The organism is Ruegeria sp. BB5 (assembly GCF_056539405.1).
Map to the genome: position 1 here is coordinate 249870 of NZ_JBQFUX010000002.1, position 26063 is coordinate 275932.

Here is a 26063-nt window from a genome sequence, read left to right on the forward strand (position 1 = left end):
CAAGTCGCCGCTACCTTGTCAAAACGGGCATCTGAAAACATGCAACGCGCTTACATACCCGGCATTATTGCCATGGCCGCCATTGTTGTGGCCTCGAACATTCTGGTTCAGTTCCTGATTTTTGACGGGCTGCTGACCTGGGGTGCTTTTACCTATCCGCTGGCCTTTCTGGTTACCGACATCATGAACCGCGTCTATGGCGTGGCCACGGCCCGCAAGGTGGTGTTCGCTGGGTTTGTCACCGGCATCATCTGTTCGCTGATCGGCAGCCAGATCATGCTGCAAGGTGACGGGTTCACCTATGCCGCCGTGCCGCTGCGGATCGCTGTTGCCTCGGGGACGGCGTTTCTGATTGCACAGCTGACCGATGTCACCGTGTTCAATTCGTTGCGTGGTGGTCGCTGGTGGCGCGCGCCGCTGGTGTCGACCCTGGTTGGCTCGGCGCTGGACACCGCGCTGTTTTTCACCATAGCATTCTCAGCTTCGGTCACGGTTTTCGGTGCCAATGCTGATGCGGCGATCAACTGGGCGTGGGAGCCTGTGCCCTTCATGCTGACTGGTCCGATGACCCCCCTGTGGGTGACGTTGGCGTTTGCCGACTGGCTGGTGAAGCTGTCGCTGGCGATGATCGCGCTGATCCCGTTCAAGGTGATTGTTGCGCGGTTGACCGCGCACCCGGCATAAAGGCGCGGTTGACCGCTTAGCTTGCAAAAAAAGTGCTTTGAGAATGGCGCATCTTGTGTCAGGCTCAAAGTTAACCGCAACAGATAGAAAAGGAGGTGATCCAGTGTCGAGAAAGAGATTGGAGAGAGGTGTCGGAACAACCGGGGGGATCGCCTGTTAGGGCAGCCCTTGGCGGAGCGCTCGCTCCGGCTGGTCGATTGATCTAACCGACCCAACCTCCTGTACTTTCGAAGGGCCGTCCCGCCGGGGCGGCCCTTTTTGTTTCTGCTTGTGCCGGATAAGGTCCACTTCATGTTGCGCATCACCGACGATATCACCCTGCAGGACTGGGAAATGACCGAGAGCTTTGTCCGCTCGTCCGGTCCCGGTGGTCAGAACGTGAACAAGGTCTCGACCGCAGTTGAGCTGCGGTTCGAGGCTGCGCGCTCGCCCTCCTTGCCCGATCCGGTCAAAAACAGGCTGAAACGGTTGGCCGGGCGGCGCTGGACCAAAGATGGCGCGATCATCATTCAATGCGAAGAAACCCGCAGCCAAGCCCGCAACCGCGAGATTGCCCGCGCCCGTCTGGCTGAACTGATTGTCCGCGCGCTGGTGAAACCCAAGCGGCGGATTGCGACGAAACCCACCTATGGCTCGGTCAAACGGCGGCTGGCGGCCAAAAAAGCGCGCTCGGATGTGAAGGCGCTGCGCGGCAAGGTCGCAGAAGATTGAACTGGCAGTTTCACGGTGCCTTGCTAGTTTGAAAAGGCAAGGGAGAGCAAGATCATGAGGTTAGAGGGGAAAACCGCGATTGTAACCGGTGGCGCGTCTGGCTTTGGTGCCGGGATCGTGCAGAAATTCCTGTCCGAAGGCGCGCGGGTCATGATTGCCGATATCAATGGTGACGCGGCCGAGGTTCAGGCAAATCAGCTTGGGCCGAATGCGATTGCTCAGATGGTCGACGTGGCGAATGCAGTCTCGGTGCAGGCCATGGCGGATATGGCGATGGATCGGTTCGGGCAATTGGATATTTTGGTGAACAATGCCGGTGTCACGCATCTGCCGACGCCGCTAGAGGATGTCACCGAAGAGGAATTTGACCGCGTCTTCAACGTGAACATGAAATCAGTCTATCTGACCGCACGGGCGCTGGTGCCAGCGATGAAAGCGCGCGGGGCGGGTGCGATCCTGAACGTGGCCTCGACCGCGGGGCTATCGCCACGTCCGAACCTGAATTGGTACAACGCGTCCAAGGGCTGGATGATCACGGCCACCAAGACAATGGCGGTGGAACTTGCGCCTTCGGGTGTGCGTGTAAACGCGCTCTGCCCGGTGGCCGGGGAAACACCACTGCTGAAATCCTTCATGGGAGAAGATACGCCTGAAATGCGTGCCAAGTTCCTGTCGACCATCCCGCTGGGGCGTTTCTCGACCCCCGACGACATGGCCAACGCCGCCTGTTTCCTGTGTTCGGACGAGGCGAGCATGATCACCGGCGCTGCATTGGAGGTCGACGGTGGCCGTTGTATCTGAGGTTTATCCATGATCCCCGGACCCCGTAATCTGATCACTGATGTCCCTGGCCTGAGGGTCGGAAATGCGCAGGACGCTGCGTTGAAATCGGGAACAACTGTCCTGACGGCAGATCAGGCCTTTACCGCCTCGGTTCACGTGATGGGGGGCGCACCGGGCACGCGGGAAACCGATCTGCTGGCGCCGGATAAATCGGTCTCGCAAGTGGATGCAATTACTTTGTCCGGTGGGTCGGCCTTTGGACTGGATGCCTGTTCTGGCGTCTCGGATGCATTGCGGTCGCGGGGCAGGGGGTATCCAGTGGGCGATACCGTGGTGCCCATTGTGCCCGGAGCGATCCTGTTTGATTTGTTGAACGGCGGAGACAAGGATTGGGTTGAAAACCCATATCGCGCGCTGGGACGAGCGGCTTTTGACGACGCAGATGTGGATTTTGCGTTAGGCACAGCGGGGGCCGGAACCGGCGCTTTGGCGGCGCGGCACAAGGGGGGGCTCGGGTCCGCCTCATTGGTTCTGGACAATGGGGTGACCGTCGGTGCCCTGGTTGCGGCCAACCCGTTGGGCAGTGTGACAACACCCGGCGACCGCCATTTCTGGGCAGCGCCGTTCGAGTTTGGAGACGAATTTGGCGGTTTAGGATCTGATTCAAGTGCCGGTCTTGGCTTTCCTGCTCCCAGCCTCAAGGCGCAGGCGATGCGACTTGCCGAGCCGGATAAGGGCAACACGACAATCGCTATTGTGGCCACGGATGCTGCCTTGTCGAAATCGCAGTGCCAGCGACTGGCAGTGGCAGCACATGATGGCATTGCCCGCGCCATTCTGCCGGCACACACACCAGGGGACGGAGATCTGGTCTTTGCGGTCAGCACTGGCGCGCAGACTATCGACGCCGAAGCCGGCTTGGGGCTGATCGGACATGCGGCCTCGGTCTGTCTGGCACGAGCTATTGCGCGGGCTATTTATCTGGCGACCCCGGCAGCGGGCGATCTATTGCCCTGTTGGACCGCACCACATGACAAAAGTTAAGGACTGTCTTTATGCCGCAGGGCACATTACCCTCGCGCGGCAATCTGCGCGTTGACTCTTTTTTGCGCCGACGGTCCATTCGGTGCAGCCAATTCGTATCGGAGCAAAACTCATGAATCGTATCCTCGCTACCGCAATTGTCGGCCTGCTGGCCCTTCCTGCCTATGCGGAAGGTGACGCCGAGGCCGGCAAAAAGGCCTTCAATAAATGCAAATCCTGCCATCAGATCGCTGACCCGGCCGGTGAAGTCATCGTCAAGGGCGGTAAGACCGGTCCGAACCTTTACGGTATCGCGGGCCGCACCGCGGGTACCGTCGAAGGGTTCAAATACGGAGACAGCATCGTTGAGGCTGGTGAAAACGGTCTGGTCTGGGATGAAGCCACCTTTGTCGAATACGCGCAGGATCCCAAGGCGTTTTTGAAAGATTACCTGGGTGAGACATCGGCCAAGTCGAAAATGACCTTCAAGTTGAAGAAGGGCGGCGAAGACGTCTATGCCTATATCGTCAGTGTCTCGGGCGAATAACGTCTGAAAAACCAGACCATTCGAAAGATTGCAAAAGGCCGCAGCCCCCTGCGGCCTTTCGTGCGATTGATAACAGCTTGGATCAAGGTCACCTTGGGGATACGCGGTTCATCATGCCCTTGCATGACTTCGCAAAGCCAAGCCGGTCCGGCGGCAGCCAATTCCATACATCCCGCCGCCCTGGCGGATCGGCAGCAGGAGACGACAGATGGGAAACATGATCCCGGCCTGGGTTGATGGTGAATTGACCCCCGTGGACAAGCTTGAGGCGCATGAAAAGGGCCTGCGGCACAAGGCAGTCTCGGTCTTTGTCGTGCGCGGCACCGAGATCTTGATGCAACGCCGGGCTTTGGGCAAATACCATACGCCGGGCCTGTGGGCGAATACCTGCTGCACCCATCCCGATTGGGGCGAGACGCCCTCGGAATGTGCCGTGCGTCGTTTGCGCGAAGAGTTGGGGATCACCGGCTTGTACCCGGAATACCGGCACCGGCTGGAGTATCACGCCGATGTTGGCAACAACATGATCGAACACGAAGTGGTCGATATCTTTCTGGCTCATGTTCGTGGGCCGCTTAAAATCGAGCCTAATCCGGACGAAGTCATGGATATCCGGTGGATCGACTACCATGATCTGCTGGCTGAAGTGCAACGACATCCGCAGCGGTTCACGCCGTGGCTGAAGATCTATCTGCACAGTCATGCCGACACGATTTTCGGTCCTGATCTGATCATCTCGGCCACGTCCTGACCGCAACGGCTTGCAAGGGCCGCCCAAGCCGCCTAAATCAACGCGTCATGGCCAAGCAAAAGACAGACCCGAATTACAAAGTCATCGCCGAAAACCGGCGTGCGCGCTTCGATTACGCGATCGAGGACGATATCGAGTGCGGCATCGTGCTGGAAGGGTCCGAGGTCAAATCCCTGCGCGTTGGTGGGTCAAACATTGCCGAAAGCTATGCTTCGGTCGAGGATGGCGAGCTGTGGCTGATCAACAGCTATATCGCGCCTTATGAGCAGGCGAAGGTTTTCAAGCACGAAGAACGCCGCCGCCGCAAGCTGCTGGTGTCGCGCAAAGAGCTGTCGAATCTGTGGAATGCGACCCAGCGCAAGGGCATGACGCTGGTGCCGCTGGTTTTGTATTTCAACCACAAGGGCCGGGCGAAGCTGAAGATCGGCATCGCCAAAGGTAAAAAACTGCACGACAAGCGTGAGACTCAGGCCAAGCGGGACTGGTCACGGCAGAAACAGCGGCTGATGAAGGATCACAGCTGATCCTTCGCCCGGTTCAGAACGCCATGGCTGCGGAAACGGCGCGTTTCCAGCGCTGATAGGCGGCGTCGCGTTCCTCGGCGGACAGTTCCGGTTCAAAACGGCGATCCAGCGCCCAGGTTTCCGAAAAGCCCTGTTGATCCGGGTAAACCCCTGCGCGCATTCCAGCCAACCAGGCCGCGCCTAATGCAGTGGTTTCCTGCATCACCGGGCGGTCGACCTCGGCCCCCAGATAATCCGACAGCCCCTGCATCGCCCAGTCCGAGGCGCTGGCCCCGCCATCCACGCGTAAGGTTACATCGGTATCCGCGCCCCAGTCGCCCTGCATGGCGTGCCACAGATCGCGGGTTTGATAGGCGATGCTTTCCAGCGTGGCCTTGGCGAACTCCGCGCGGCCGGAATTGCGGGTCAGGCCAAACACCGCGCCACGGCAGTCGGGCTTCCAATAGGGCGCGCCGAGGCCGGTAAAGGCAGGTACTAGCACCACATGCTGGTTTGGATCGGCTTTTTGGGCAAGTTCACCACTTTCCGGGGCGCTCTCAATGATCTGCAACGCATCGCGTAGCCATTGCACAGCGGCCCCGGCCACAAAGATCGATCCCTCCAGCGCATAGGTCCGCTTACCGTCCAACTGATAGGCGATCGTGGTCAGCAGGCGATTTTTGGATTCAACCGGTTTGTCCCCGGTATTCAGCAGGGCAAAACACCCCGTACCGTAGGTCGATTTCATCATGCCGGGTTGAAAACAGGCCTGGCCGATGGTTGCGGCCTGCTGATCTCCCGCCACGCCCAGAATTGGGATATCCCCCCCGAATAGGGTCGTATTTCCGAAGTCCGAGGCACAATCATGCACCTCTGGCAGCATGTTCATCGGTACGTCCAGCAGGTCGCAAATTTCGGCACTCCACGCGCCTTTGTTGATGTCGAACAACAGGGTGCGTGCAGCATTGGTGGCGTCAGTGGCGTGGCTGCGCCCCTCGGTCAGACGCCAAATCAGGAAACAGTCGATGGTGCCGAACATCAACTCTCCGGCCTCGGCGCGGTCGCGTGCGCCGGGCACGGTGTCCAGCAGCCATTTAACCTTGGTGCCCGAGAAATAGGGGTCCAGCAACAACCCGGTCTGGGCGGTCACGTCATCTTCGCACCCCGCCCGTTTGTAGCGCGCGCAAATTTCGGCGGTGCGGCGGTCCTGCCAGACGATGGCGTTGTGGAGTGGTTGACCGGTGGCGCGGTCCCAGACCACAGTGGTTTCGCGCTGGTTAGTGATGCCGATGCCTGCGATCTGGTCGGCGGTGACGCCGGTGGTTTCCATCACTTCGCGGCAGACGCGTAGAACGCTCTCCCAGATTTCTTCGGCGTCGTGTTCGACCCAACCTTCCTGCGGGAAATGCTGCGTGAATTCGTGCTGCGCGGTGCCTACGCGCTGCATTTCCGCGTCAAACAATATGGCCCGTGATGATGTGGTGCCCTGATCAATGGCAAGAATATAGGTCACGCCTGCGCCCCCCCTCCGGTCTGGTTTTGCCGGACTTTAGCGCAAACAATGACGATCGTGCCAGAGCGTTCAGACAGGAATATTGTCGATCAACCGCACACCATCCGCCCAGGCCGCCGCAAACAGCCGGGCGGGCCGTGTGGCATGGGTCAGCGGGTCCAGTGTGTCGGCGCAGCGCAGTTGAATATATTCAACTTGAGTGAAGCCTGCCGCCAGCAGATCAGACTCGGCCCGCGCGGCCACAGTTTCAAACGCGGCTCCTGCTTTCAGCGACTGGACCACACCCTGCATGATCCGGTGCTTGTTGGCCGCAATGTTCAACCCCTCGGGCGAGAGGAGGAGGTTGCGCGAGGACATTGCCAAGCCCGAGGGTTCGCGCACCGTGGGGCAGCCGACCACCTCGATGGGGATGTCCAGATCGCGGGCCATGCGGCGGACGATCATCAATTGTTGATAGTCTTTTTCCCCGAAATAGGCTCGATCTGCCTGCGTTTGCAGGAACAGCTTAGCGACCACAGTGGCGACGCCGTCAAAATGGCCGGGGCGGAATTCACCCTCCATCACATCGGTCAAACCTGCGACTGATACGGTGGTGGCAAAGCCCTGCGGATAGATCTCCTCGGGATCGGGAACATAGATCGCGTCGACACCGTAAGGGGCCAGTTTCTGCGCATCTTCGTTCTCGGTCCGCGGGTAATTGGCCAGATCGTCGGGGTTGTTGAACTGTTTGGGGTTTACAAAAACCGTAACGATCACCCGGTCGGTTCCGGCCTTCGCGGCCTCGGCCAATGAAAGATGCCCCTGATGTAGCGCGCCCATGGTGGGGACGACACCGATCGTTTCGCCGTTGCCGCGCCATTTGGTCGTCAGCGTGCGCAAATCACTTAGGCGGCGCAGAATGGGTGCGGTCATGTCTTAGGTCCTTTGGACGGAGCCTGATCGGCAAAGACATGTTCATCCGCTGGAAAGCTGCGGGCGCGCACATCGGAGGCATATTCCGCGATGGCGGCCTCGGCTTGCGGACCCAGTTCGGCATAGCGTTTGACAAATTTCGGTTTGAACGCGGTAAAAAAGCCCACCATGTCGTCCACGACCAGAATCTGCCCATCGCATCCGGCTGAGGCGCCAATGCCGATGGTCGGAATCGCGACCTCGGCGGTGATCTGATCAGCCAGGCCTTGCGGTACCTTCTCAAGCACAACGGAAAACGCACCAGCCTCGGCCACCGCATGGGCATCGGCCAACACCGCCTTCGCCTGTTCGTCGCGACCCTGCACCTTGTAGCCGCCCAGCGTGTTGATCGATTGTGGCGTCAGGCCGATATGCGCCATCACCGGGATACCGCGCTTGACCAGAAAGCGGATGGTCTCGGCCATTTCCACGCCGCCTTCCAGCTTGACCGCGCCTGCGCCGGTTTCGGCCATCAGGCGAGCGGCATTCTTGAAGGCATGGGCCGGGTCGTGTTCGTAACTGGCAAAGGGCATATCGATAACCATCATCGCCCTGTCCAGACCGCGCGCAACGGCCTGCCCATGCATCACCATCATCTCCATCGTCACACCCAGGGTCGAGGTCAGCCCATGCAGCACCATGCCGACGCTGTCGCCGACCAGAACAAAGTCGCAATGGGCATCCATCAGCCGTGCCATCGGTGTGGTATAGGCGGTCAAACTGACCAATGGTGTGCTGCCTTTGCGGGCGCGGATATCCTCGGCATTCGGGGCTGTTTTGCGGGCGGTGGCGCTCATGATCGCTCCTGCGGGGTTCATGTTGCAGTGCGGCATAGCAGATTGCACAAGGTTATAGAAACCCCGGTTGCGCGAACATTTCCTTGATTGACCCGAGGTTTAAAGGGACATTGAGTGCAGAAAAGCCTGTAAAACAGCCGGTTCCAAGGATTCAAACAGGGAGAGTTTTTCATGACAAAGCAGATGTTTCGGAGTATTGCGTCGGCTCTGGCGGTGGGCGCCAGCCTGTTTGCCTCGCAGGCTTTGGCCAAATCGGACATTACGATTGCGATGCAGTTGGAGCCGCCACACCTGGACCCGACCAGCGCCGCCGCGCAGGCCATTGATTCGGTGGTTTACACAAATATCTTCGAGGGTCTGACCCGCTTTATGGGTGACGGCTCGGTCGTGCCCGGCCTAGCCGAAAGCTGGGAAATTTCCGAGGACGGCACTGTCTATACATTCAAGCTGCGCGACGGGGTGACCTTTCATGACGGCACCGTCATGGATGCCGAGGACGTCAAATTCAGCCTCGACCGCGCCACGGCAGAAGACAGCGCAAATGCACAAAAGGCGCTGTTTGCAGGCATCGAAAGCGTTGAGGTTGTGGATCCGCTGACCGTAAAGGTCACCCTGTCCGAGCCGAACGGCAATTTTCTGTTCAACATGGCTTGGGGGGATGCGGTGATCGTCGCGCCCGAAAGCATCGACAACATCAAGACCAACCCGGTGGGGACCGGTGCCTTTACCTTTGGTGACTGGGTGCAGGGCGATAGCATCACGCTAAACCGGAACCCCAACTATTGGGGCGAACAACCTGCGTTAGAGACTGCTACGTTCAAGTTCATCTCGGACCCCACTGCCGCCTTTGCCGCGGTGATGGCCGAAGATGTGGACGTCTTCGACAACTTCCCTGCACCCGAAAACCTGCCTCAATTCGAGGCTGACCCGCGTTTTCAGGTGCTGGTGGGGTCGACCGAGGGGGAAACCATCCTGTCGACCAACAACAAGAAACCCCCGTTTGATGATATCCGCGTGCGGCAGGCGCTGGCCCATGCCATCGACCGGCAGGCGGTGATTGACGGTGCGATGTTCGGCTATGGCACGCCCATTGGCACCCATTTTGCACCGCACAACCCTGCCTATGTCGATCTGACCGGCACCTCGGCCCATGACCCGAAACAGGCCGCCAAACTGCTGGCCGATGCGGGGTATGAAGAGGGGTTCGAGACCACACTGCACCTGCCGCCACCCTCTTATGCCCGACGCGGAGGCGAGATCATCGCCGCGCAACTGGCCGAGGTTGGCATCAAGGCCGAGATCATCAATGTGGAATGGGCGCAGTGGCTGGAATCTGTGTTCAAGGGTAAGGATTACGGCCTAACCATCATCAGCCATACTGAGCCAATGGATATCGGCATCTATGCCCGCCCCGACTATTATTTCCAGTATGACAGTCTGGATGCCCAGACGTTGATGGAGACATTGAACGCGACCACCGATCCGGAGGAGCGTAAAAAGCTGTTGGGCGATATGCAGCGCCTGATCGCCACGGACTATGTCAACGGCTACTTGTTCCAATTGGCCAAGCTGGGGGTCGCCAAGGCCGGCGTTCAGGGCCTGTGGGAGAACGCGCCAACGGCCGCCATCGACCTGACCCAGATCAGTTGGTCCGAATAATCGGGTCCGGGGCCGATATCGGCCTCGGATTACCAGTTTCCGAGTGAGCCTGAAAATGAATCTGGTCCGTTTCTTGTGTTTTGTTGCTGTGACTGCCTGCCTGTGTGCGCTGGGCGGCAAGGGACAGGCGCAGAATGTGCTGGATGGCGGGCTCGGTGGTCTGGTTGGCACGCCGGAAAACCCGCTGAAGGTGGGGATCGGCATCCGTATCGATCAGGTTACCAGCGTGGATCAAAAGGCCGAGAATTATGGCGCCGTCGTCGTATTGCGCGCCGAATGGACCGATCCCGCGCTGGCCTTTGACCGCGACACTGTCGGGCGCGAGTTTCAGGTTTTCAATCCGAGGACGCTGGCTGAACATGCCACGGATATCGGGGCGGTGGTTCCGGCGTTTGTCATTCACAACCAGCAATCCAACAAATGGATACATGAATCTGCAGCCTCGCTGCACTATGACGGGCATGTGGTCTATGTCGAGAAGTCCTCCCTGACGTTGCAGGCTCCGCATTTTGATTTCCGAAAATACCCGTTCGACACCCAGGAGTTTTTCTTCGAAGTTGTCTCGATCTTTCCGTCCGAATACGTATCCTACTATCCGCTGGAAGAGTATTCTGGCTTGGGTGATCTGCTGGGCGAGGAAGAGTGGATACTGGACAACCCACAAGTCCTGCATTCGACGGTCATTGGCCTTTCGGGTCGGGACAGCGATCAGGTTGTGCTGGCGTTCGAAGGAAAGCGGCACCTGACCTATTATGTGATCCGGGTGTTCCTGCCGATGCTGGTTCTGGTCTCGGTGGGCTGGGCGCTGTTTTTCCTCGACGAATACCGCCGCCGGATCGAGATTGCCGGAGGCAACCTGCTGGTCTTCGTGGCCTTCAACTGGGCCATCTCTGCTGACCTGCCCAAGCTGGGCTACCTGACGTTTCTGGATTTCATCCTGCAATGCATGTTCCTGATGACAGGGGCATTGATCGTGTTCAACGTGGCCTTGCGCAAACTGAAAGTGTCCGGGCATGAGGACGGGGCCAGAAAGCTGGACAATTACGCAATTAAGTGGATTTATCCGCTGGGCTATGCGTCCATCGTCGCTTACGCGGTTTTTGCCTATCTGTTGGTGCCTTAGGTGCTGGACCCGCGCGATATGTGATCCTAACGTGGCCTCAATGCTCCGCTATGCCCTGAAACGTCTGATATCGCTGTTTATCAGCCTTGTGGTCGCCTCGGTGGTCATCTTCGCCGTGATCGAGGTGGCGCCAGGCGATCCGGCCTCGTTCATGTTGGGCGTCAACGCGCAAGAGGACACGCTGGCCGCCCTGCGGGCCGAGCTGGGATTGGACGGGTCCAAGATCCAGCGCTATTTCAACTGGGTTGGCGGTATGATGGTGGGGGATTTTGGGACCTCTTACACCTATCGAACACCGGTGTCGCAGATGATTTCGGACAGGCTATGGGTGTCATTGCCGCTGGCGCTTTATGCCCTGACCTTATCGACCCTGATTGCCTTCCCCGCCGGTATTTACGCCGCAGCCCGTCGTGGCAAGCCGGGGGATCTGACGGTGATGGGGGTGACGCAATTAGGTATCGCAGTACCGAATTTCTGGTTCGCGATGATGCTGGTGCTGATCTTTGCCATCAACCTTCGCTGGTTCAACGCCGGAGGTTTTGCGGGTTGGGACAAAGGCGTCTGGACCGGCCTGCATTCTCTGACATTGCCAGCCATTGCGCTGGCCTTGCCGCAGGCGGCGATCTTGGCGCGGGTCATGCGGTCTTCGCTGCTGGATATACTGGGCGAAGATTTCATGCGCACTGCCCGCGCCAAGGGATTGTCACGCCGTCAAGCACTGTGGCGGCACGGTGTGCGCAACGCGCTTATCCCGGTTCTGACCATCATCGGGCTGCAATTCTCGTTTCTGTTGGCGGGGTCGATCATCATCGAGCAGGTGTTTTATCTGCCCGGACTCGGGCGGCTGGTGTTTCAGGCGATCTCGGCCCGCGATTTGGTCGTGGTGGAATCGGTGGTCATGTTGCTTATCTTTGCTGTCATCACAGTGAATTTTCTGGTCGACCTCGCCTATGCCGCCGTGGACCCACGGCTGAGAGGTCGGTCATGAGCCGCAACCTGCTTCTTGGTTCAGTATTGTCCTCGTTGGTCTTGCTGGCAGCGCTGATGTCCTTTGTCTGGACGCCGTATGATTATGCGGCGCTGGATATCCCCAACAAGCTGGAGCCGCCTAATGCACAGCATTGGTTCGGCACAGATCATTTCGGGCGTGACATGTTCTCGATGATCATGGTGGGGGCTCGTACGTCCATCGCGGTGGCATTGGTGGCGGTGGGGATCGGTATGGCGCTGGGCGTACCGCTGGGCCTGACGGCGGCAGCGCATAAAGGATCATGGCTGGATGAGGTGATCATGCGCGGCAACGATTTGGTCTTTGCCTTCCCCTCGCTAGTCATCGCCATTCTGATCACAGCGGTGTTCGGAGCAGGCGCGATCAACGCGATCATCGCGATCGGTATTTTCAACGTTCCCGTCTTCGCCCGCATCACCCGTGGCGCGGCCTTGTCCCTATGGGAACGCGAGTTCATTCTGGCCGCGCGTGTCGCGGGCAAAGGCGCGGCGCGGATATCGGCAGAACATATTCTGCCCAATATTGCGAATCTGCTGATCGTGCAGGGCACCATTCAGTTCTCGCTGGGTATTCTGGCCGAGGCGGGCTTATCTTATGTCGGTCTGGGTGCGCAACCGCCCACACCCAGTTGGGGTCGAATGCTGGCCGATGCGCAGACAATGGTCAGTTTTGCCCCGCATTTGGCTCTGATTCCGGGGTTGGCGATTATTGTCACTGTGCTGGGACTGAACCTGTTAGGCGATGGGTTGCGCGATTGGCTTGATCCCAGAATACGAGTCGCGCGCGCATGAGCTTGCTGGAGATCGAAAACCTTTCTCTGACTATCCATGAGACCGAGATTCTGAAGCGGGTCAGCTTGTGTATTGGTGCCGGACAAATTGTTGCCGTGACCGGTGAAAGTGGCTCGGGCAAGTCGATGACCGCGCTGGCCGTGATGCAATTGCTGCCAAATGGCGCAAAGGCGGATGGCGCAATCCGGTTGGATGGGCAAAACTTGCTGAAACAGTCTGAACGCGAAATTTGCGCCCTGCGCGGGGCCAAAATTGGGATGGTGTTTCAGGAACCCATGACCGCCTTGAACCCGGTCAAAACCATTGGCGATCAGGTGATCGAGACCATTCTGATCCACAAGGCCATGTCGCGCACCAAGGCGCGGGCCCGCGCACACGAGGTTCTGAGCCGCGTTGGCCTGCCGCCTGACCATTTCCCGCTGTCGCGATATCCGCATGAACTGTCCGGCGGTCAACGGCAGCGTGTGGTAATCGCCATGGCAATCGCACTGCGTCCCAAATTGTTGATCGCGGATGAGCCGACAACCGCGCTGGATGTGACGACGCAGGCGCAGATACTCGACCTGCTCAAAGGATTGGCGCGCGAATATGGCATGGGGCTGCTGATGATCACGCACGATCTGGCGGTGGTGGCAGACATGGCCGACCAGATCGTCGTGATGCGCCATGGAGAGGTAGTCGAAAGCGGTGCAACCACTGACCTGCTGCACAATATGCAGCACCCCTATACGAAGATGCTGTTTCAGGCCTCGAGGCATCAGGTTTCACTACCTGAACCGCCCGAGTTCCTGCCATTGCTAGAGGTGAGAAATGTGGTGCGCGACTATAGCTTGCCGCGAAAAGGTCTGTTCAGCAGGCCGGATCACCACCGCGCGGTCGACGAAGTCAGCTTTACCCTGCACCGGGGTGAGCGGTTGGGCCTGGTTGGAGAATCTGGCTGTGGAAAATCGACCCTAACACGCGCAATCTTGGGTTTGGAGGACGTGCAGAGCGGTGAAATTTTACTGGACAACCAGCCTGTCTTTGCCGGTCACAAGCCGAACCCCGCTGTGCGACGTAAGATGCAGGTGGTGTTTCAGGATCCCTATGGCAGTTTCAATCCGCGCCACCGCGTCGCCCGCCTGATCACCGAACCGTTTCACCTGTTGGAATCCCCACCCACCGGCACCGAGCGGCAAGACCGTATCGCCGAAATGTTAACTGCCGTGGGCCTCAGCCCGGATGATGCGAACAAATACATCCATGAATTCTCGGGCGGGCAACGACAGCGGATTGCCTTGGCCCGCGCCTTGATCATTCGCCCCGAACTGATCGTGTTTGATGAGGCGGTCTCGGCCTTGGATGTATCCGTCCGGGCACAGATTCTGGATCTGCTGGCCGAGCTGTGTGCCACCTACAACCTGACTTACCTGTTCATCAGCCATGATCTAAGTGTCGTACGGACAATCACAGACCGGGTGATGGTGATGCAGGCGGGCAGAATTGTTGAACAGGGTGAGACCGAACAGGTATTTTCTTCCCCGCGGCACGCTTACACTCGGACCCTGATCGATGCCGCACCGGTCTTGCCCGGTATCGGTGCAAATGTCGTGTAATTCCTTTGTTAGAGTCGATATGGAGGCCAAAATGCCCAATTCTCTCTGGTTCAATCCCGGCCTTTGCCTGATCGGCGGCGATTGGGTCGCGCCTGCGTCACAGCAGACGATTTCGACGATCAATCCGTCTGACGGATCCGAGATCTGCCGGATTGCTCGCGCGAATGCCTCAGATATAGATGCCGCTGTGCAGGCTGCCCAAACGGCGTTGGATGGGGATTGGGGGCGAAAGACGGCGTTGGAGCGCGGCCGCGTCCTGACCCGACTTGGCCAACTGGTTTTGGAACGCGTAGATGACTTGGCGCAGCTTGAGGCGATGGATGTAGGAAAACCGCTGACACAGGCTCGTGCGGATGCCGTGGCGTTGGCGCGGTACTGCGAATTCTACGGCGGCGCGGCGGACAAGGTGATGGGCGAGACGATCCCCTATCTGGACGGCTACACCGTGTACACGCTGCGCGAACCGCACGGGGTGACCGGGCATATAGTGCCGTGGAACTACCCGATGCAGATCATTGGCCGCTCTGTCGGGGCAGCTTTGGCGATGGGCAACGCCTGCGTGCTGAAGCCAGCGGAAGAGGCGTGTTTGACCGCGCTTGCCTTTGCCCATCTGGCGCAACAGGCGGGCCTACCTGCCGGAGCGCTGAACGTGGTGCCGGGGATGGGGGCCGAGGCCGGGGCGGCATTGTCAGCGCATCCAGGCGTGCAGCATATCTCATTCACAGGGTCAGTTGCCACCGGCGCGCTGGTGCAACAGGCGGCGGGGCGCAACGTGGTGCCAGTGACGCTGGAACTGGGCGGTAAATCGCCCCAGCTGGTATTTGACGATGCCGATCTGGATGCCGCACTGCCGTTTCTGGTGAACGCGGGTATTCAGAATGCCGGGCAGACCTGCTCGGCTTCGTCCCGTATTCTGGTGCAGCGTGGGGTGTATGAGCAGGTCAAAACCCGCATGGCAGCCGCCTATGCCGATCTGACAGTTGGTCCAGCACCTGAAGATTTGCGGGTCGGCCCCCTGATCTCGGCCCGTCAGAAACAGATCGTCGAGGGTTTTTTAGCCAAAGGCGCGGACCTCAACATCGCAGGACAAGGGCGTATCGTAGATCATGCACCCGGCGAGGGGGCATATGTGCAGCCAACCCTTTTTGCCGATGTCCCGTCAGATCACCTTCTGGCTCGGGATGAAATTTTTGGACCGGTGCAGGTTCTGATCCCCTTTGAAACCGAGGAGGAGGCGGTTCAGATCGCCAACGCCACCGAATACGGGTTGGTTGCCAGCATCTGGACCCGCGACGGTGCGCGGCAGATGCGGTTGGCGAAACAGCTGCGTTCGGGACAGGTGTTCATCAACAATTATGGTGCGGGGGGCGGGGTAGAGTTGCCGTTTGGCGGTGTCGGCAAGTCCGGTCATGGCCGCGAAAAGGGGTTCGAGGCGCTGTTTGGGTTCTCGCAGGTGAAAACAGTAGCGGCTTACCATGGTTAGGGTCTAAACAATCACTTCGATCGACTGTTGTGCACCCACACCGAAGACGCGCTTATAGCGCTCGATCTCATCCTTTGGGCCCATCGCTTTTTCCGGGTTGTCGGACAGTTTCACGGTTGGTCGGCCATTGGCGGACACCGCCTTGCAGACCAGAGAGAACGGTGCCAGTACGTCATTCGGGACAAGTCCACGGAAATCATTGGTTAGCAAGGTGCCCCAACCAAACGAGACCTTCGTGCGATGAGCGAACTGGCTCTGCAGTTCGTGGATCTTGTCCACGTCCAGGCCGTCCGAGAAGATTACCCGCTTTTGCAGCGGGTCCTCACCGCGGGATTTCCACCAGTTGATGGCAATCTCGGCACCTGTCGCCGGATCTCCGCTGTCGACACGAATACCGGTCCATCCCGCCAGCCAATCCGGCGCATTGTCCAGAAAGCCCTGCGTGCCATAGGTGTCGGGCAGGATGATGCGCAGATTACCGTCATGTTCCTCGTGCCAGTCGCTGAGGACGTCATAGGGGGCCTGCGCCAGTTCGGTGTCGGATTCCGCCAGCGCGGAATAGACCATGGGCAGTTCATGGGCATTGGTGCCGATCGCCTCAACCTCGCGTCGCATGGCGATCAGGCAGTTCGAGGTGCCGGTAAACGCGGGCCCCAGCCCTTCGATCATCGCCTGCACGCACCAGTCCTGCCACAGGAAGGAATGCCGCCGACGGGTGCCGAAATCAGCAATGCCCAGCCCATCGATGCTGCGCAATTGATCGATTTTTTCCCAAACGCGGGTCATGGCACGGGCATAAAGCACCTGCAGTTCGAACCGGCGCATATTGTTTAGAACGGCGCGGGATCGCAGCTCCATCAATACCGCAAGCGCCGGGATTTCCCACAGCATGACCTCGTGCCACTTGCCCTCGAAGGTCAGTTCGTACTGATCGCCTTTGCGCTCAAGGTGGTAGGGCGGCAGGCGCAGATTCTCGAACCATTCCATAAAACCCGAGCGGAACATCTGCCGTTTCCCATAGAACATATTGCCACGCAGCCAGGTGCTTTCACCCCGGCTGAGGCTAAGAGACCGGATATGATCCAGCTGTTCGCGCAGCTCACCCTCATCGATCAATTTGGCCAGTGGAATGTGATTCGACCGGTTGATCAGCGAAAAAACCACATCCGTTTGGGGCTTATTTCGAAACACTGACTGGCACATCAGCAGTTTGTAGAAGTCTGTGTCGATTAAAGACCGTACAATCGGGTCAATCTTCCATTTATGATTGTACACGCGCGTCGCAATATCGACCATGGCAGAACTCCTGCGATTTCTGTTGTTAGATCAATAGGTGCATGAATTGGCAAGAGTCGCTAGATTGAAGACAATGACAAGGTGAGGTCACAAATCGAGCATATTGTGTAATCTTTTCATTGGTTAGTGAAAAGAAGGGGTTGGAAGAACAAGGTTTAGTTGGTTAATGGGTCTCGAGTACGACTTTGATATTGTAGCGATTGCGCCTGATGAAGTGGATCCGGAACATGGCATGGCTGCCGTGACGGGCCACCGCGCCGTTCGCGCGACCTTTCGCAATACTCAGACTGTTGAGGCCTTGCACAGTGCATCCCCCAAGATTCGTCGTATTTTTCTGGAATCGGGCTTCAGCCTGGAATCCAAGGGTGGCAGCCTTCCACATGGTTATTTCCTGTCCGAAGATGCACCGGATCGTGAACGCATCCTGAAACGGCTGTTTTCGAATATCCGCAATATGGGTGTTCAGGGGGAATATTGTGGTGATTTCGACTTTTGGCATTTCCTGGACGACGTAAGGCGGGCACGCCCCCGGGCAAATGCGACGCGCGAGTTGCAGGAATTGACGCCAAGCCCTCAAGCGCCTGATGTGGTCAAACCAAAACGACGCTCGGTTCAGGGGCGTATCGGGTTTGCGCTTGGTCTGGCCGTGGTTGTGATTGTCGTGCTGAGATACCTGGCGTCCGAGGGGTCTGCCCCCTAGGCCAGGATAACGCCGGCTTCCCGCATCGCGGTTTCAGCAGCGGCCAGTGATCCATCCATGTCGATAGCTCGGCACGCATCCATTCGGACCGTGACGTCAAAACCCAGGCGTGCTGCGTCGATTGCGGAATAGTACACACAAAAATCAGTGGCCAAGCCGACGAGCGTCAGTTTCGTGATCCCGCGCGACTTAAGATACCCCTCCAACCCTGTTGGTGTTTTCTGGTCATTTTCGAAAAACGCCGAGTAGCTGTCGATACCGCTACGAAAGCCCTTGCGAAGGACAAGATCGGCATGGGTGTTAAGATCCGGATGGAAATTGGCGCCCTCGGTTCCCTGAACGCAGTGATCCGGCCAAAGTACCTGCGGGCCGTAGTGCATTTCCGTCATGTCAAACGGGTTCTTGTCTTCATGCGACCCGGCGAACGACGAATGGCCCGCCGGATGCCAGTCCTGCGTCAGGATCACTGCATCGAATTCGTCCATCATGGCGTTGATCGGGGCCACGATCTCATCCCCTCCGGGTACGGCCAGCGCGCCGCCGGGGCAGAAATCGTTCTGGACGTCGATTACAAGCAGGGCGTGGGTCATCGCGGTTTCTCCTCAGGTTGCTCTATCGGTAGGGCGCGCAGGCCCAATCGTCAATCTGGCTGCGAAGCGTCAATTCGATCCCTTGCGACTCTGTTGCGTCAGGTTTAGACCGCGCGCATGTATACCATCGCTGCTCTCTATCACTTCACCCGTTTCCCGGATCACGCTGCCCTGCGCGAGCCTTTGTTGGACCTGTGCCGTACGCAATCTGTCAAAGGCACATTGCTGCTGGCGCAAGAGGGGATCAATGGCACCATTGCCGGCCCCCGCGCTGGGATCGATGCGGTGCTGGCGCATATCAAAGCGCTGCCCGGCTGTGCCGATCTGGACTGGAAAGAGGCCACCGCCGATCATCCGCCTTTTGGCAAGATGAAGGTGCGCTTGAAAAAAGAGATCGTGACCATGGGGCAGCCGGATATCGATCCGCGCGCCCGTGTCGGCAACTATGTCGAGCCTGAGGATTGGAACGATCTGATCCGCTCGGACGACGTGGTGGTGATCGACACCCGCAACGATTATGAGGTGGCGATTGGCACGTTTGAGGGCGCAATAGACCCTGAAACGGCCAGCTTCCGTGAGTTCCCGGCTTGGTGGGAAGAGAACAAAGAGCGGTTCCACAACAAGCGCGTCGCCATGTTCTGCACCGGTGGTATTCGCTGTGAGAAATCCACCAACTTCCTGCTGGGGCAGGGGGTTGAGGATGTGTATCACCTGAAGGGCGGCATCCTGCGCTATCTTGAGGAAATGCCAGCTGATGACAGCACCTGGCAGGGCGAGTGCTTTGTGTTCGACAACCGTGTGTCCGTTGGGCACGGGCTGGTCGAGGGGCCGCATAACCTGTGCCACGGTTGCCGCCGTCCGATTCTGCCCGAGGATATGAAGCGCCCTGAATACGAACATGGCGTGTCCTGCCACCGGTGTGTTGACGAAACCTCTGAAGCCGACAAAATGCGGTTCCGTGAGCGGCAGAAGCAGATCGGTCTGGCGCGGCAACGCGGGCAAGAGCATCTGGGCGCCGACTAACTCTCTGATAAATAAGGTTGCAGGCGCGGGTCGGAATGTCGATCATTGAACCTGCATCACCGTATCGGAGGTTTAATGCACCGCGACCCGACAACTCTGGATGAGTGGAAATCGACTTTGGTCGCGGCCCTGGGTCTGGTGGTCGTCAGCTTTGTTGCCTGGTATGGCCTGTCGCGGCTGAGCGAGACCACTGCTGGCGACAAAATAGGGACTGCAACAACCGTAGGGTTGACGATCTGGCTGGTGTCGCAGACCTGGTACTACATGACCCAAGTGAAATCCCCAAAGCGCCAACTGTTGCTGATGGGGATATCCTTTATTCAGGTCGTGCCTTTCTTGTTCGCAGCCGTTTACGGCTCGTTCGGGTATAACGATCTGTGTGTGGTCGGGGCCAAAGGGCCGTCAGACGTTTTGTATTTCTCATATGTCACATTCACGACGGTTGGGTTCGGAGACCTGCATCCCGCAGGCCTGTGCCGCGGGCTGGCCGTGGCTGAGGCGATCACTGGGTATATCCTGCTGGGCCTGTTCGTAGCGGCGGCCGTGGGTATTTACGCGCGCGGACACAGCCAGAATTGAACGGTCACTTGTTGTGGTCGATCCACTGGGACATTGCGTATTTGTCGCGAAAACACTCAGACGGGATTGGCCTGCGTTTGCTGCGCGAAATCCGTTCGGCAAAGGCGACCTGCTTGCCTGTGGGATAATTGGCAAAAGGTGACGGATCGTGTGGTTTATGTGCCGAAATCCAGGCTGACATTGATCGGCGGTCACGTTGTGCTTCGACCGGGATTTCCAGCGCCGACTGTTCCGCAATAGCGCGGGCAAAGCGCATCTGCCGGTCCGTGACGGGCAGCAGGTGATAGTCGTTTGTCGGGCCGCTTGGGGCGGAATTTCGCAAGTTCTGGGTCATCGGATATTCCCCTGACTATGTAGAACATAAATGGAACATTAACTTCTAATTTCAAGAGAGGGGGCTGCGACTCGGCGGGATATTGCCTGTTACGGCTTTTATTGACTGACCAATCAATAAAAGCTAAATCCGCGGATAACGCTCTTTGCCCGACGTGGGTGCAATCAAGAAAAGGACGCGGCATGAAGTTTCAGCCCAAGGCCAGCCATTTCATCAACGGTGAATATGTCGAAGACACCAATGGCGCCCCCATCGACGTCATCTACCCGGCCACTGGCGAGGTCATCGCGCGGTTGCATTCCGCCACGCCAGAGATTGTAAATCAGGCTCTAATCAGTGCCAAAGCGGCGCAAACGGAATGGGCCGCGATGTCCGGAACTGAACGTGGCCGGGTTCTGCGCCGCGCCGCCGATATCATGCGTGAGCGTAATCGTGAGCTGTCGATCCTCGAAACCCACGACACCGGAAAACCACTGCAAGAGACCTTGGTGGCCGATGCAACCAGTGGCGCCGATGCGCTGGAATATTTCGGTGGGCTGACGGCGTCGCTGACGGGTGAGCATATCCCGCTGGGCGGTGGCGATTTCGTCTACACCATCCGCGAGGCGCTGGGTGTCTGCATCGGAATCGGTGCGTGGAACTATCCGACCCAGATCGCTTGCTGGAAGGGTGCCCCTGCGCTGGCCTGCGGCAACACGATGGTGTTCAAACCCTCTGAGACCACGCCCCTGTCGGCCTTGAAGGTGGCCGAGATTCTGATCGAAGCCGGCGCGCCCAAAGGCGTCTACAACGTGGTGCAGGGCTATAGCGATGTAGGTGCGTCACTGGTGACCGACCCGCGCGTGGCCAAGGTATCGCTGACCGGCTCCGTTCCGACGGGCCGCAAGGTCTATTCCGCCGCGGCGGATGGCATGAAACACGTGACCATGGAATTGGGTGGCAAGTCCCCAATGATCGTGTTCGATGACGCCGATATCGAAAACGCCGTGTCGGGTGCGATTTTGGGCAATTTCTATTCCTCGGGTCAGGTCTGTTCCAACGGCACCCGCGTGTTCGTGCAGAAAGGCATCAAAGAGACCTTCCTGAACCGTCTGTCCGAACGTCTGGCAACGGCGAAAATCGGCGATCCGCTGGATGAAGAGGTCAATTTCGGCCCCATGGTCAGCGAAAACCAGATGAATATCGCGCTGGGTTATGTCGAAAAGGGCAAGACCGAGGGCGCACGGCTGGTCTTTGGCGGTGAGCGCATCGAATGTGACGGGTTCTATATGCAGCCTACTGTTTTTGCCGATGTCACCGATGATATGACCATCGCGCGCGAAGAAATCTTTGGCCCGGTCATGTCGGTGCTGGATTTCGACACCGAGGAAGAGGTACTGGCCCGCGCCAACGACACAGAATTCGGCTTGGCCGCCGGTGTGTTCACCAACGACCTGACCCGCGCCCACCGCATTGTGGCCGGGTTCGAGGCGGGCACCTGTTATATCAACACCTACAACCTTGCTCCGGTCGAGGCACCGTTTGGAGGGTCGAAAATGTCGGGTGTCGGACGTGAGAATTCGAAACTGGCGATCAACCATTTCAGCGAGATGAAGGCGGTTTATGTCTCAATGAACGATGTCGAGGCACCGTATTAACTCATCTCTGCGTGAAAATTATTCATACCGAGAATACTCTGTTCCCGACATTTCGCGTCGGGAACAGAGCATAAGCCACCTTTGACCTGTGGCTGACTTTCCTGACAGGGTGCGGTTCATGCGCCCGCCAGCAGGAGGTCACACCCATGAAAACCCACGCCCAGGCCGTTGTGATCGGAGGAGGTCTTGTCGGCTGCTCGATCCTTTATCATCTGGCCAAGCTCGGCTGGACCGACGCGGTGCTGCTGGAGCGGGATGAGCTGACCTCGGGTTCGACCTGGCATGCGGCGGCGAATATTCATGGGCTGCACGACAACAACAACATCACCCGCATCCAGCATTATACGATGAACCTGTATAAAGAGCTGGAAAAGGAAACCGGACAGGGCTGCGGCGTGTTCCAGTCGGGCTCGCTGTATCTGGCGCAGACCGAGGACCGCGAACACCAGCTGCGCCTGCAAGAGGCCAAGGCAAAATTCTACGGCTTGAACTTCTATGAGGTCAGCTGCGAACAGGCGATGGAACTGCATCCGCTGGCGCAGTTCGACGATATCCGCTGTATCATGTTTGAACCCGATGGCGGCAACGTCGATCCGTCGGGTGTGACTCACGCCTACGCCGCAGGGGCGCGCGCGATGGGGGCAACGATTGAGCGGTTTTGCCCTGTAATAGGGACTGAACAGAAATCTGATGGCTCGTGGATCGTGCGCACCGAAAAGGGTGATATCCACACGCAGTGGGTGGTCAATGCCGGGGGTCTGTGGGGGCGAGAAGTCGCGGCTCTGGCCGGGATCGAACTGCCGCTGCAACCGACCGAGCACCAGTATTTCGTGACCGAGGCGATTGACGAGGTTGCGGAACTGGGCCGTCGCCTGCCCTCGATCGCCGATCGGGATGGTGAGTATTATTTCCGTCAGGAAGGAAACGGCCTGCTGATCGGAGCCTATGAGAAAGATATGCGGTTCTGGGCCGAAAACGGCACACCGCTGGACTTCGCCCATGACCTCTTCCCCGACGATCTGGACCGGATCATGGAAAACGTGATCCGCGCCACCGAACGTGTGCCGGTAGCGGCAACGGCCGGGGTCAAACGGGTGATCAACGGCCCGATGATCTGGTCGCCGGACAGCAACGCGATCTGGGGGCCGGTGCCAGAACTGAAGAACTATTTCTGCTGTACCGGTATCATCCCCGGCTTCTCGCAATCCGGTGGCCTCGGGCTGTTGGCGGCGCAATGGATGGTCGAGGGTGAACCGCAATATGACATGTTCGCCTGGGATCTGGCGCGGTTTGGCGACTGGGCCGATAAGAAATTCACCAAGGCGCGGGTCGAAGATGTCTATACCCATCGATTTGCCATCCATTTCCCGAACGAAGAACGCAGCGCTGGCCGTCCCGCCCGTGTGCGCCCCGCTTACGAGATGCAGAAGCAGATGGGTTGTGTGTTCGGCCTGAACTGTGGCTGGGAACACCCCTTGTGGTTCGCCGATCAGCCCGGTGCGACCGAAACCAACGGCTTCACCCGCCAGAACTGGTGGCAACCCGTGGGCCGCGAGGTACAGATGCTGCGCGACAACGTAGGCGTCATCGATATCTCGAACTTCGCCAACTACGTGATCAAGGGGCCGGGCGCGTATGACTGGCTGGACCGTCTGGTGGCCAATCGGGTGCCGACCGAAGTGGGACGGTCCTGCCTGACACCGCTGATCTCGGTCCGAGGCGGCGTGGCCGGTGATTTCACCATCACCAAAGTGGCCGAGGATGAGTATATGATGATCGGCTCTGGCATGGCGGAACGGTATCATCAGCGTTTTTTCAACATGGTCGATCTGCCCGAAGGCACCACGTTCGAGGTTGCCACCAATCGGATTGCGGGCTTCAACGTAGCGGGACCAAAATCGCGCGACCTGCTGCAACGGCTGACCAACGCAAATCTGTCGAACGAAGCGTTCCGCTTTATGCGGTCCCAGACCATCGAAGTGGCCGGGGTGACCTGTCTGGCCATCCGCGTTTCGTTCACCGGTGATCTGGGGTGGGAGCTACACTGCGCCGAATCCGATCAAATCAGGCTCTATTCCTCGATTTTGAACGCGGCGAAAGAGCTAAACGGTGGCCCGGTTGGCGGCCGCGCGTTGGGATCGCTGCGCATCGAAAAAGGCTACGGCTCTTGGGGCCGGGAATATTCTCAGGAATACTGGCCGCAAGAAGTCGGGTTGGCCGGCCTGATCAAACTGGACAAGGATTTCCTGAACAAAGACGCCTATCTGTCCATCAAAGATAATTCTGCCCGCGAAATGCTTTGGATCTTTGAGGTTGATGCCGTTGACGCTGATGCCACCGGAGGTGAGCCGATATTCATGCCCGATGGTACGCCTGTGGGCCGGGTGACCTCGGGTGCCTATGGCTATTCGGTGGGCAAGTCCCTGGCCATTGGGTATGCCGACCCCAAGGTGGCCGGCCCCGGCGATACGGTCGAAATCTACATTCTGGGCAAGCCGCACAGCGCCAGAATCCTCTCGGAACCGCCTTTCGATCCCAATGGTCACAAGTTGCGTGAAATTCAGCCGGTCGCCGAAGGCGTCTCATGACTGGAACCTTCGCCCGCGTTGCAGATTTTGCCCTGAACCGATCTGCCGATCAGATGCCCGACAGCGCCAAGGAAGCGGCTGCGCTGATGATGCTGGATACGATGGGCATCCTGATCGCCTCTGGCCCGATGGAGGCCGGGGTGATCGCACGCGACACGGCGGCCCTGCTCTATGGCAGCTCTGATCCGGACTACAGCGCCCGGATGATGTTCGACGGGCGTCCGGTCAGCATGGCCGGGGCGGCTTATGCGGCGGCGACCCAGACGGATAACCTGGATGGGCATGACGGTTATAACCCGACCAAGGGGCATATTGGTGTTGTGGTTTTGCCCGCACTGGTCGCCATGGCCGCCCATCGCCCGGATCTGACGGGCCCCGAAGCACTGGCGACGGTGATCACCGGCTATGAAATTGCCGGGCGCGCGGGGTTGTCGCTGCATGCCTCGGTCAGTGACTACCATACGTCAGGTGCATGGAACGCGTTGGGCGTAGTCGCGATGGCCGCCCGTCTGCGCGGCCATTCGCAGGATCAGATGCGGCAGGCAATGGGTATCGCCGAATATCACGGTCCCCGCAGTCAGATGATGCGCGAGATTGCCAACCCCACGATGCTGCATGACGGATCGGGTTGGGGTGCGCTTGTCGGAGTTTCAGCCGCTATTCTGGCCGAACGTGGCTTTATCGGTGCCCCCGCCATCACGATCGAGGCAGAAACCGCCGCGCCTCATTGGGCCGATCTAGGCCAGTTTTGGCAGGTCGAGCATCAATACGTGAAACCCTACCCAATCTGCCGTTGGGCCCATGCCGCAATCGACGGTGTCCGGGCGGTAATGCGGGACAATGACCTGTCTCATGCGCAAATCCGGTCTATTCAGATCAACACATTCCATCAGGGTGCTTGCCTGTATGCCGGAATGCCCGGCACGACCTCTCAGGCACAGTATTCGTTGCCTTTCGCGGTGGCCGTGCAGGCGCTTTACGGTCGGATCGGGGTCGAGCATATTTCCGGTTCCGGTCTTTCTGACCCGGCAGTGGCCGCGCTGATACCCCGTATTCACGTGGCCGAGAGTGATCGTCACAATGCCCGCTTCCCCAAGGGTCGTTGGGCCGATGTCAGTATCGAAACCTCAGATGGGCAGATTTTCGACTCGGGAGATGTCCACGCCCGAGGCGGTCCCGAGGCCCCCATCAGCCGCGAAGAAGTGATCACCAAGTACTCGGAATTCGCAACGCCAGTCATCGGCCCGACCCGGGCTGCGGCAATTCGGGATGCAATTTTGGGCTGGGTCGCGCCGGACTCTCGGATGTCTGACTTGTCTCCGTTGATATTTGATCCTTAGAAAATGTGTCGCTTACGTCGCGCGTGTCGACAAAAAATCAGGAAAGTGTCCGC

General features: G+C 58.6%; 25 protein-coding genes. 19 read left to right on the plus strand and 6 right to left on the minus strand.

Going from position 1 to position 26063, the window contains the following annotated elements:
* Nucleotides 1–39: 39 nt before the first annotated feature.
* The 7 genes from ACR0DL_RS09225 (at nucleotide 40) to smpB (ending at nucleotide 5023) form a co-directional block, all read left to right on the plus strand.
* Entirely contained in the window at nucleotides 40–684 is a 645-nt protein-coding gene (locus tag ACR0DL_RS09225) for a queuosine precursor transporter (RefSeq protein ID WP_226689071.1), read from the plus strand.
* A gap of 291 nt (nucleotides 685–975) precedes the next feature.
* On the plus strand, nucleotides 976–1395 hold the full coding sequence (arfB, locus tag ACR0DL_RS09230; RefSeq protein ID WP_170360851.1) for an alternative ribosome rescue aminoacyl-tRNA hydrolase ArfB: 420 nt from the start codon (nucleotides 976–978) through the stop codon (nucleotides 1393–1395).
* 54 nt (nucleotides 1396–1449) lie between these two features.
* Nucleotides 1450–2196: an SDR family oxidoreductase gene (locus tag ACR0DL_RS09235; protein ID WP_170360849.1), complete on the plus strand. Its 747-nt coding sequence runs from the start codon at nucleotides 1450–1452 to the stop codon at nucleotides 2194–2196.
* A 9-nt stretch (nucleotides 2197–2205) separates the two neighbouring features.
* A complete protein-coding gene (locus ACR0DL_RS09240; protein ID WP_170349718.1) occupies nucleotides 2206–3222 on the plus strand; it encodes a P1 family peptidase in 1017 nt (338 codons plus the stop codon).
* 112 nt (nucleotides 3223–3334) lie between these two features.
* Nucleotides 3335–3748 carry a c-type cytochrome gene (locus ACR0DL_RS09245; RefSeq protein WP_170349719.1) on the plus strand — a complete coding sequence of 138 codons (414 nt, stop codon included), beginning with the start codon at nucleotides 3335–3337 and terminating at the stop codon, nucleotides 3746–3748.
* Between the two features lie 208 nt (nucleotides 3749–3956).
* Nucleotides 3957–4499 (plus strand): isopentenyl-diphosphate Delta-isomerase, encoded by a 543-nt coding sequence (gene idi / locus ACR0DL_RS09250; protein WP_480688734.1) that lies wholly within the window; start codon nucleotides 3957–3959, stop codon nucleotides 4497–4499.
* Nucleotides 4500–4546: 47 nt separating this feature from the next.
* Nucleotides 4547–5023: an SsrA-binding protein SmpB gene (smpB, locus tag ACR0DL_RS09255; protein WP_170360845.1), complete on the plus strand. Its 477-nt coding sequence runs from the start codon at nucleotides 4547–4549 to the stop codon at nucleotides 5021–5023.
* Nucleotides 5024–5036: 13 nt separating this feature from the next.
* On the opposite strand, the gene glpK is transcribed toward smpB, so the two are convergent.
* The 3 genes from glpK to panB form a co-directional block, all read right to left on the minus strand.
* On the minus strand, nucleotides 5037–6515 hold the full coding sequence (gene glpK, locus ACR0DL_RS09260; protein WP_480688736.1) for a glycerol kinase GlpK: 1479 nt from the start codon (nucleotides 6513–6515) through the stop codon (nucleotides 5037–5039).
* 69 nt (nucleotides 6516–6584) lie between these two features.
* On the minus strand, nucleotides 6585–7427 hold the full coding sequence (gene panC, locus ACR0DL_RS09265; RefSeq protein ID WP_170550047.1) for a pantoate--beta-alanine ligase: 843 nt from the start codon (nucleotides 7425–7427) through the stop codon (nucleotides 6585–6587).
* Nucleotides 7424–8263, minus strand: a complete 840-nt coding sequence (gene panB / locus ACR0DL_RS09270) for a 3-methyl-2-oxobutanoate hydroxymethyltransferase (protein ID WP_170396649.1) — start codon at nucleotides 8261–8263, stop codon at nucleotides 7424–7426. Before panB ends, panC begins: the two co-directional genes overlap by 4 nt.
* Before the next feature lie 171 nt (nucleotides 8264–8434).
* On the opposite strand from panB, the gene ACR0DL_RS09275 reads away from it, so the two are divergent.
* The 6 genes from ACR0DL_RS09275 to ACR0DL_RS09300 are packed head-to-tail and all read left to right on the plus strand — an operon-like array spanning nucleotide 8435 to nucleotide 15923.
* A complete protein-coding gene (locus ACR0DL_RS09275) occupies nucleotides 8435–9922 on the plus strand; it encodes an ABC transporter substrate-binding protein (protein ID WP_170396647.1) in 1488 nt (495 codons plus the stop codon).
* A gap of 55 nt (nucleotides 9923–9977) precedes the next feature.
* Entirely contained in the window at nucleotides 9978–11045 is a 1068-nt protein-coding gene (locus ACR0DL_RS09280) for a ligand-gated ion channel (protein WP_480688738.1), read from the plus strand.
* A gap of 40 nt (nucleotides 11046–11085) precedes the next feature.
* Nucleotides 11086–12033, plus strand: a complete 948-nt coding sequence (locus tag ACR0DL_RS09285) for an ABC transporter permease (RefSeq protein ID WP_480688740.1) — start codon at nucleotides 11086–11088, stop codon at nucleotides 12031–12033.
* Entirely contained in the window at nucleotides 12030–12845 is an 816-nt protein-coding gene (locus tag ACR0DL_RS09290) for an ABC transporter permease (RefSeq protein WP_480688742.1), read from the plus strand. Before ACR0DL_RS09285 ends, ACR0DL_RS09290 begins: the two co-directional genes overlap by 4 nt.
* Nucleotides 12842–14440: an ABC transporter ATP-binding protein gene (locus ACR0DL_RS09295; protein WP_480688744.1), complete on the plus strand. Its 1599-nt coding sequence runs from the start codon at nucleotides 12842–12844 to the stop codon at nucleotides 14438–14440. The genes ACR0DL_RS09290 and ACR0DL_RS09295 overlap by 4 nt, the downstream gene beginning before the upstream one ends.
* Before the next feature lie 31 nt (nucleotides 14441–14471).
* Nucleotides 14472–15923, plus strand: a complete 1452-nt coding sequence (locus ACR0DL_RS09300; protein ID WP_480688746.1) for an aldehyde dehydrogenase family protein — start codon at nucleotides 14472–14474, stop codon at nucleotides 15921–15923.
* Nucleotides 15924–15926: 3 nt separating this feature from the next.
* Here the strand turns inward: ACR0DL_RS09300 and pncB are convergent, their stop codons facing one another.
* Entirely contained in the window at nucleotides 15927–17219 is a 1293-nt protein-coding gene (pncB, locus tag ACR0DL_RS09305; RefSeq protein WP_480688748.1) for a nicotinate phosphoribosyltransferase, read from the minus strand.
* Between the two features lie 166 nt (nucleotides 17220–17385).
* On the opposite strand from pncB, the gene ACR0DL_RS09310 reads away from it, so the two are divergent.
* Nucleotides 17386–17919 carry a hypothetical protein gene (locus ACR0DL_RS09310; protein WP_170349732.1) on the plus strand — a complete coding sequence of 178 codons (534 nt, stop codon included), beginning with the start codon at nucleotides 17386–17388 and terminating at the stop codon, nucleotides 17917–17919.
* On the opposite strand, the gene pncA is transcribed toward ACR0DL_RS09310, so the two are convergent.
* Nucleotides 17916–18509, minus strand: coding sequence for a bifunctional nicotinamidase/pyrazinamidase (gene pncA, locus ACR0DL_RS09315; RefSeq protein ID WP_480688750.1), 594 nt, complete (start codon nucleotides 18507–18509; stop codon nucleotides 17916–17918). The two genes, ACR0DL_RS09310 and pncA, sit on opposite strands and share 4 nt — an antisense overlap.
* 117 nt (nucleotides 18510–18626) lie before the next feature.
* Here pncA and trhO point away from each other — a divergent pair, with 117 nt between their 5' ends.
* On the plus strand, nucleotides 18627–19532 hold the full coding sequence (gene trhO / locus ACR0DL_RS09320; protein WP_480688752.1) for an oxygen-dependent tRNA uridine(34) hydroxylase TrhO: 906 nt from the start codon (nucleotides 18627–18629) through the stop codon (nucleotides 19530–19532).
* Nucleotides 19533–19607: 75 nt separating this feature from the next.
* Entirely contained in the window at nucleotides 19608–20111 is a 504-nt protein-coding gene (locus ACR0DL_RS09325) for a potassium channel family protein (RefSeq protein ID WP_170349735.1), read from the plus strand.
* Between the two features lie 4 nt (nucleotides 20112–20115).
* Here the strand turns inward: ACR0DL_RS09325 and ACR0DL_RS09330 are convergent, their stop codons facing one another.
* Nucleotides 20116–20445, minus strand: coding sequence for a hypothetical protein (locus tag ACR0DL_RS09330; RefSeq protein WP_170360821.1), 330 nt, complete (start codon nucleotides 20443–20445; stop codon nucleotides 20116–20118).
* Between the two features lie 182 nt (nucleotides 20446–20627).
* Between ACR0DL_RS09330 and betB the strand changes: the two genes are divergently transcribed.
* The 3 genes from betB (at nucleotide 20628) to ACR0DL_RS09345 (ending at nucleotide 26010) form a co-directional block, all read left to right on the plus strand.
* Nucleotides 20628–22082 (plus strand): betaine-aldehyde dehydrogenase, encoded by a 1455-nt coding sequence (gene betB / locus ACR0DL_RS09335; RefSeq protein WP_480688754.1) that lies wholly within the window; start codon nucleotides 20628–20630, stop codon nucleotides 22080–22082.
* Between the two features lie 146 nt (nucleotides 22083–22228).
* The gene (locus tag ACR0DL_RS09340; RefSeq protein ID WP_480688756.1) at nucleotides 22229–24670 is read left to right on the plus strand and encodes a GcvT family protein; all 2442 of its coding nucleotides are present in this window, start codon (nucleotides 22229–22231) and stop codon (nucleotides 24668–24670) included.
* Nucleotides 24667–26010, plus strand: coding sequence for an MmgE/PrpD family protein (locus tag ACR0DL_RS09345; RefSeq protein WP_480688758.1), 1344 nt, complete (start codon nucleotides 24667–24669; stop codon nucleotides 26008–26010). The genes ACR0DL_RS09340 and ACR0DL_RS09345 overlap by 4 nt, the downstream gene beginning before the upstream one ends.
* Nucleotides 26011–26063: the final 53 nt, after the last annotated feature.

Excerpts from the sequence above, each read along its gene's own strand:
- ACR0DL_RS09225 (WP_226689071.1), top strand. The coding sequence starts at position 40 with ATGCAACGCGCTTACATACCCGGCATTATTGCCATGGCCGCCATTGTT.
- arfB (WP_170360851.1), top strand. The coding sequence starts at position 976 with ATGTTGCGCATCACCGACGATATCACCCTGCAGGACTGGGAAATGACC.
- ACR0DL_RS09235 (WP_170360849.1), top strand. The coding sequence starts at position 1,450 with ATGAGGTTAGAGGGGAAAACCGCGATTGTAACCGGTGGCGCGTCTGGC.
- ACR0DL_RS09240 (WP_170349718.1), top strand. The coding sequence starts at position 2,206 with ATGATCCCCGGACCCCGTAATCTGATCACTGATGTCCCTGGCCTGAGG.
- ACR0DL_RS09245 (WP_170349719.1), top strand. The coding sequence starts at position 3,335 with ATGAATCGTATCCTCGCTACCGCAATTGTCGGCCTGCTGGCCCTTCCT.
- idi (WP_480688734.1), top strand. The coding sequence starts at position 3,957 with ATGGGAAACATGATCCCGGCCTGGGTTGATGGTGAATTGACCCCCGTG.
- smpB (WP_170360845.1), top strand. The coding sequence starts at position 4,547 with ATGGCCAAGCAAAAGACAGACCCGAATTACAAAGTCATCGCCGAAAAC.
- panC (WP_170550047.1), bottom strand. The coding sequence starts at position 7,427 with ATGACCGCACCCATTCTGCGCCGCCTAAGTGATTTGCGCACGCTGACG.
- panB (WP_170396649.1), bottom strand. The coding sequence starts at position 8,263 with ATGAGCGCCACCGCCCGCAAAACAGCCCCGAATGCCGAGGATATCCGC.
- ACR0DL_RS09275 (WP_170396647.1), top strand. The coding sequence starts at position 8,435 with ATGACAAAGCAGATGTTTCGGAGTATTGCGTCGGCTCTGGCGGTGGGC.
- ACR0DL_RS09280 (WP_480688738.1), top strand. The coding sequence starts at position 9,978 with ATGAATCTGGTCCGTTTCTTGTGTTTTGTTGCTGTGACTGCCTGCCTG.
- ACR0DL_RS09285 (WP_480688740.1), top strand. The coding sequence starts at position 11,086 with ATGCTCCGCTATGCCCTGAAACGTCTGATATCGCTGTTTATCAGCCTT.
- ACR0DL_RS09290 (WP_480688742.1), top strand. The coding sequence starts at position 12,030 with ATGAGCCGCAACCTGCTTCTTGGTTCAGTATTGTCCTCGTTGGTCTTG.
- ACR0DL_RS09295 (WP_480688744.1), top strand. The coding sequence starts at position 12,842 with ATGAGCTTGCTGGAGATCGAAAACCTTTCTCTGACTATCCATGAGACC.
- ACR0DL_RS09300 (WP_480688746.1), top strand. The coding sequence starts at position 14,472 with ATGCCCAATTCTCTCTGGTTCAATCCCGGCCTTTGCCTGATCGGCGGC.
- pncB (WP_480688748.1), bottom strand. The coding sequence starts at position 17,219 with ATGGTCGATATTGCGACGCGCGTGTACAATCATAAATGGAAGATTGAC.
- ACR0DL_RS09310 (WP_170349732.1), top strand. The coding sequence starts at position 17,386 with ATGGGTCTCGAGTACGACTTTGATATTGTAGCGATTGCGCCTGATGAA.
- pncA (WP_480688750.1), bottom strand. The coding sequence starts at position 18,509 with ATGACCCACGCCCTGCTTGTAATCGACGTCCAGAACGATTTCTGCCCC.
- trhO (WP_480688752.1), top strand. The coding sequence starts at position 18,627 with ATGTATACCATCGCTGCTCTCTATCACTTCACCCGTTTCCCGGATCAC.
- ACR0DL_RS09325 (WP_170349735.1), top strand. The coding sequence starts at position 19,608 with ATGCACCGCGACCCGACAACTCTGGATGAGTGGAAATCGACTTTGGTC.
- ACR0DL_RS09330 (WP_170360821.1), bottom strand. The coding sequence starts at position 20,445 with ATGACCCAGAACTTGCGAAATTCCGCCCCAAGCGGCCCGACAAACGAC.
- betB (WP_480688754.1), top strand. The coding sequence starts at position 20,628 with ATGAAGTTTCAGCCCAAGGCCAGCCATTTCATCAACGGTGAATATGTC.
- ACR0DL_RS09340 (WP_480688756.1), top strand. The coding sequence starts at position 22,229 with ATGAAAACCCACGCCCAGGCCGTTGTGATCGGAGGAGGTCTTGTCGGC.
- ACR0DL_RS09345 (WP_480688758.1), top strand. The coding sequence starts at position 24,667 with ATGACTGGAACCTTCGCCCGCGTTGCAGATTTTGCCCTGAACCGATCT.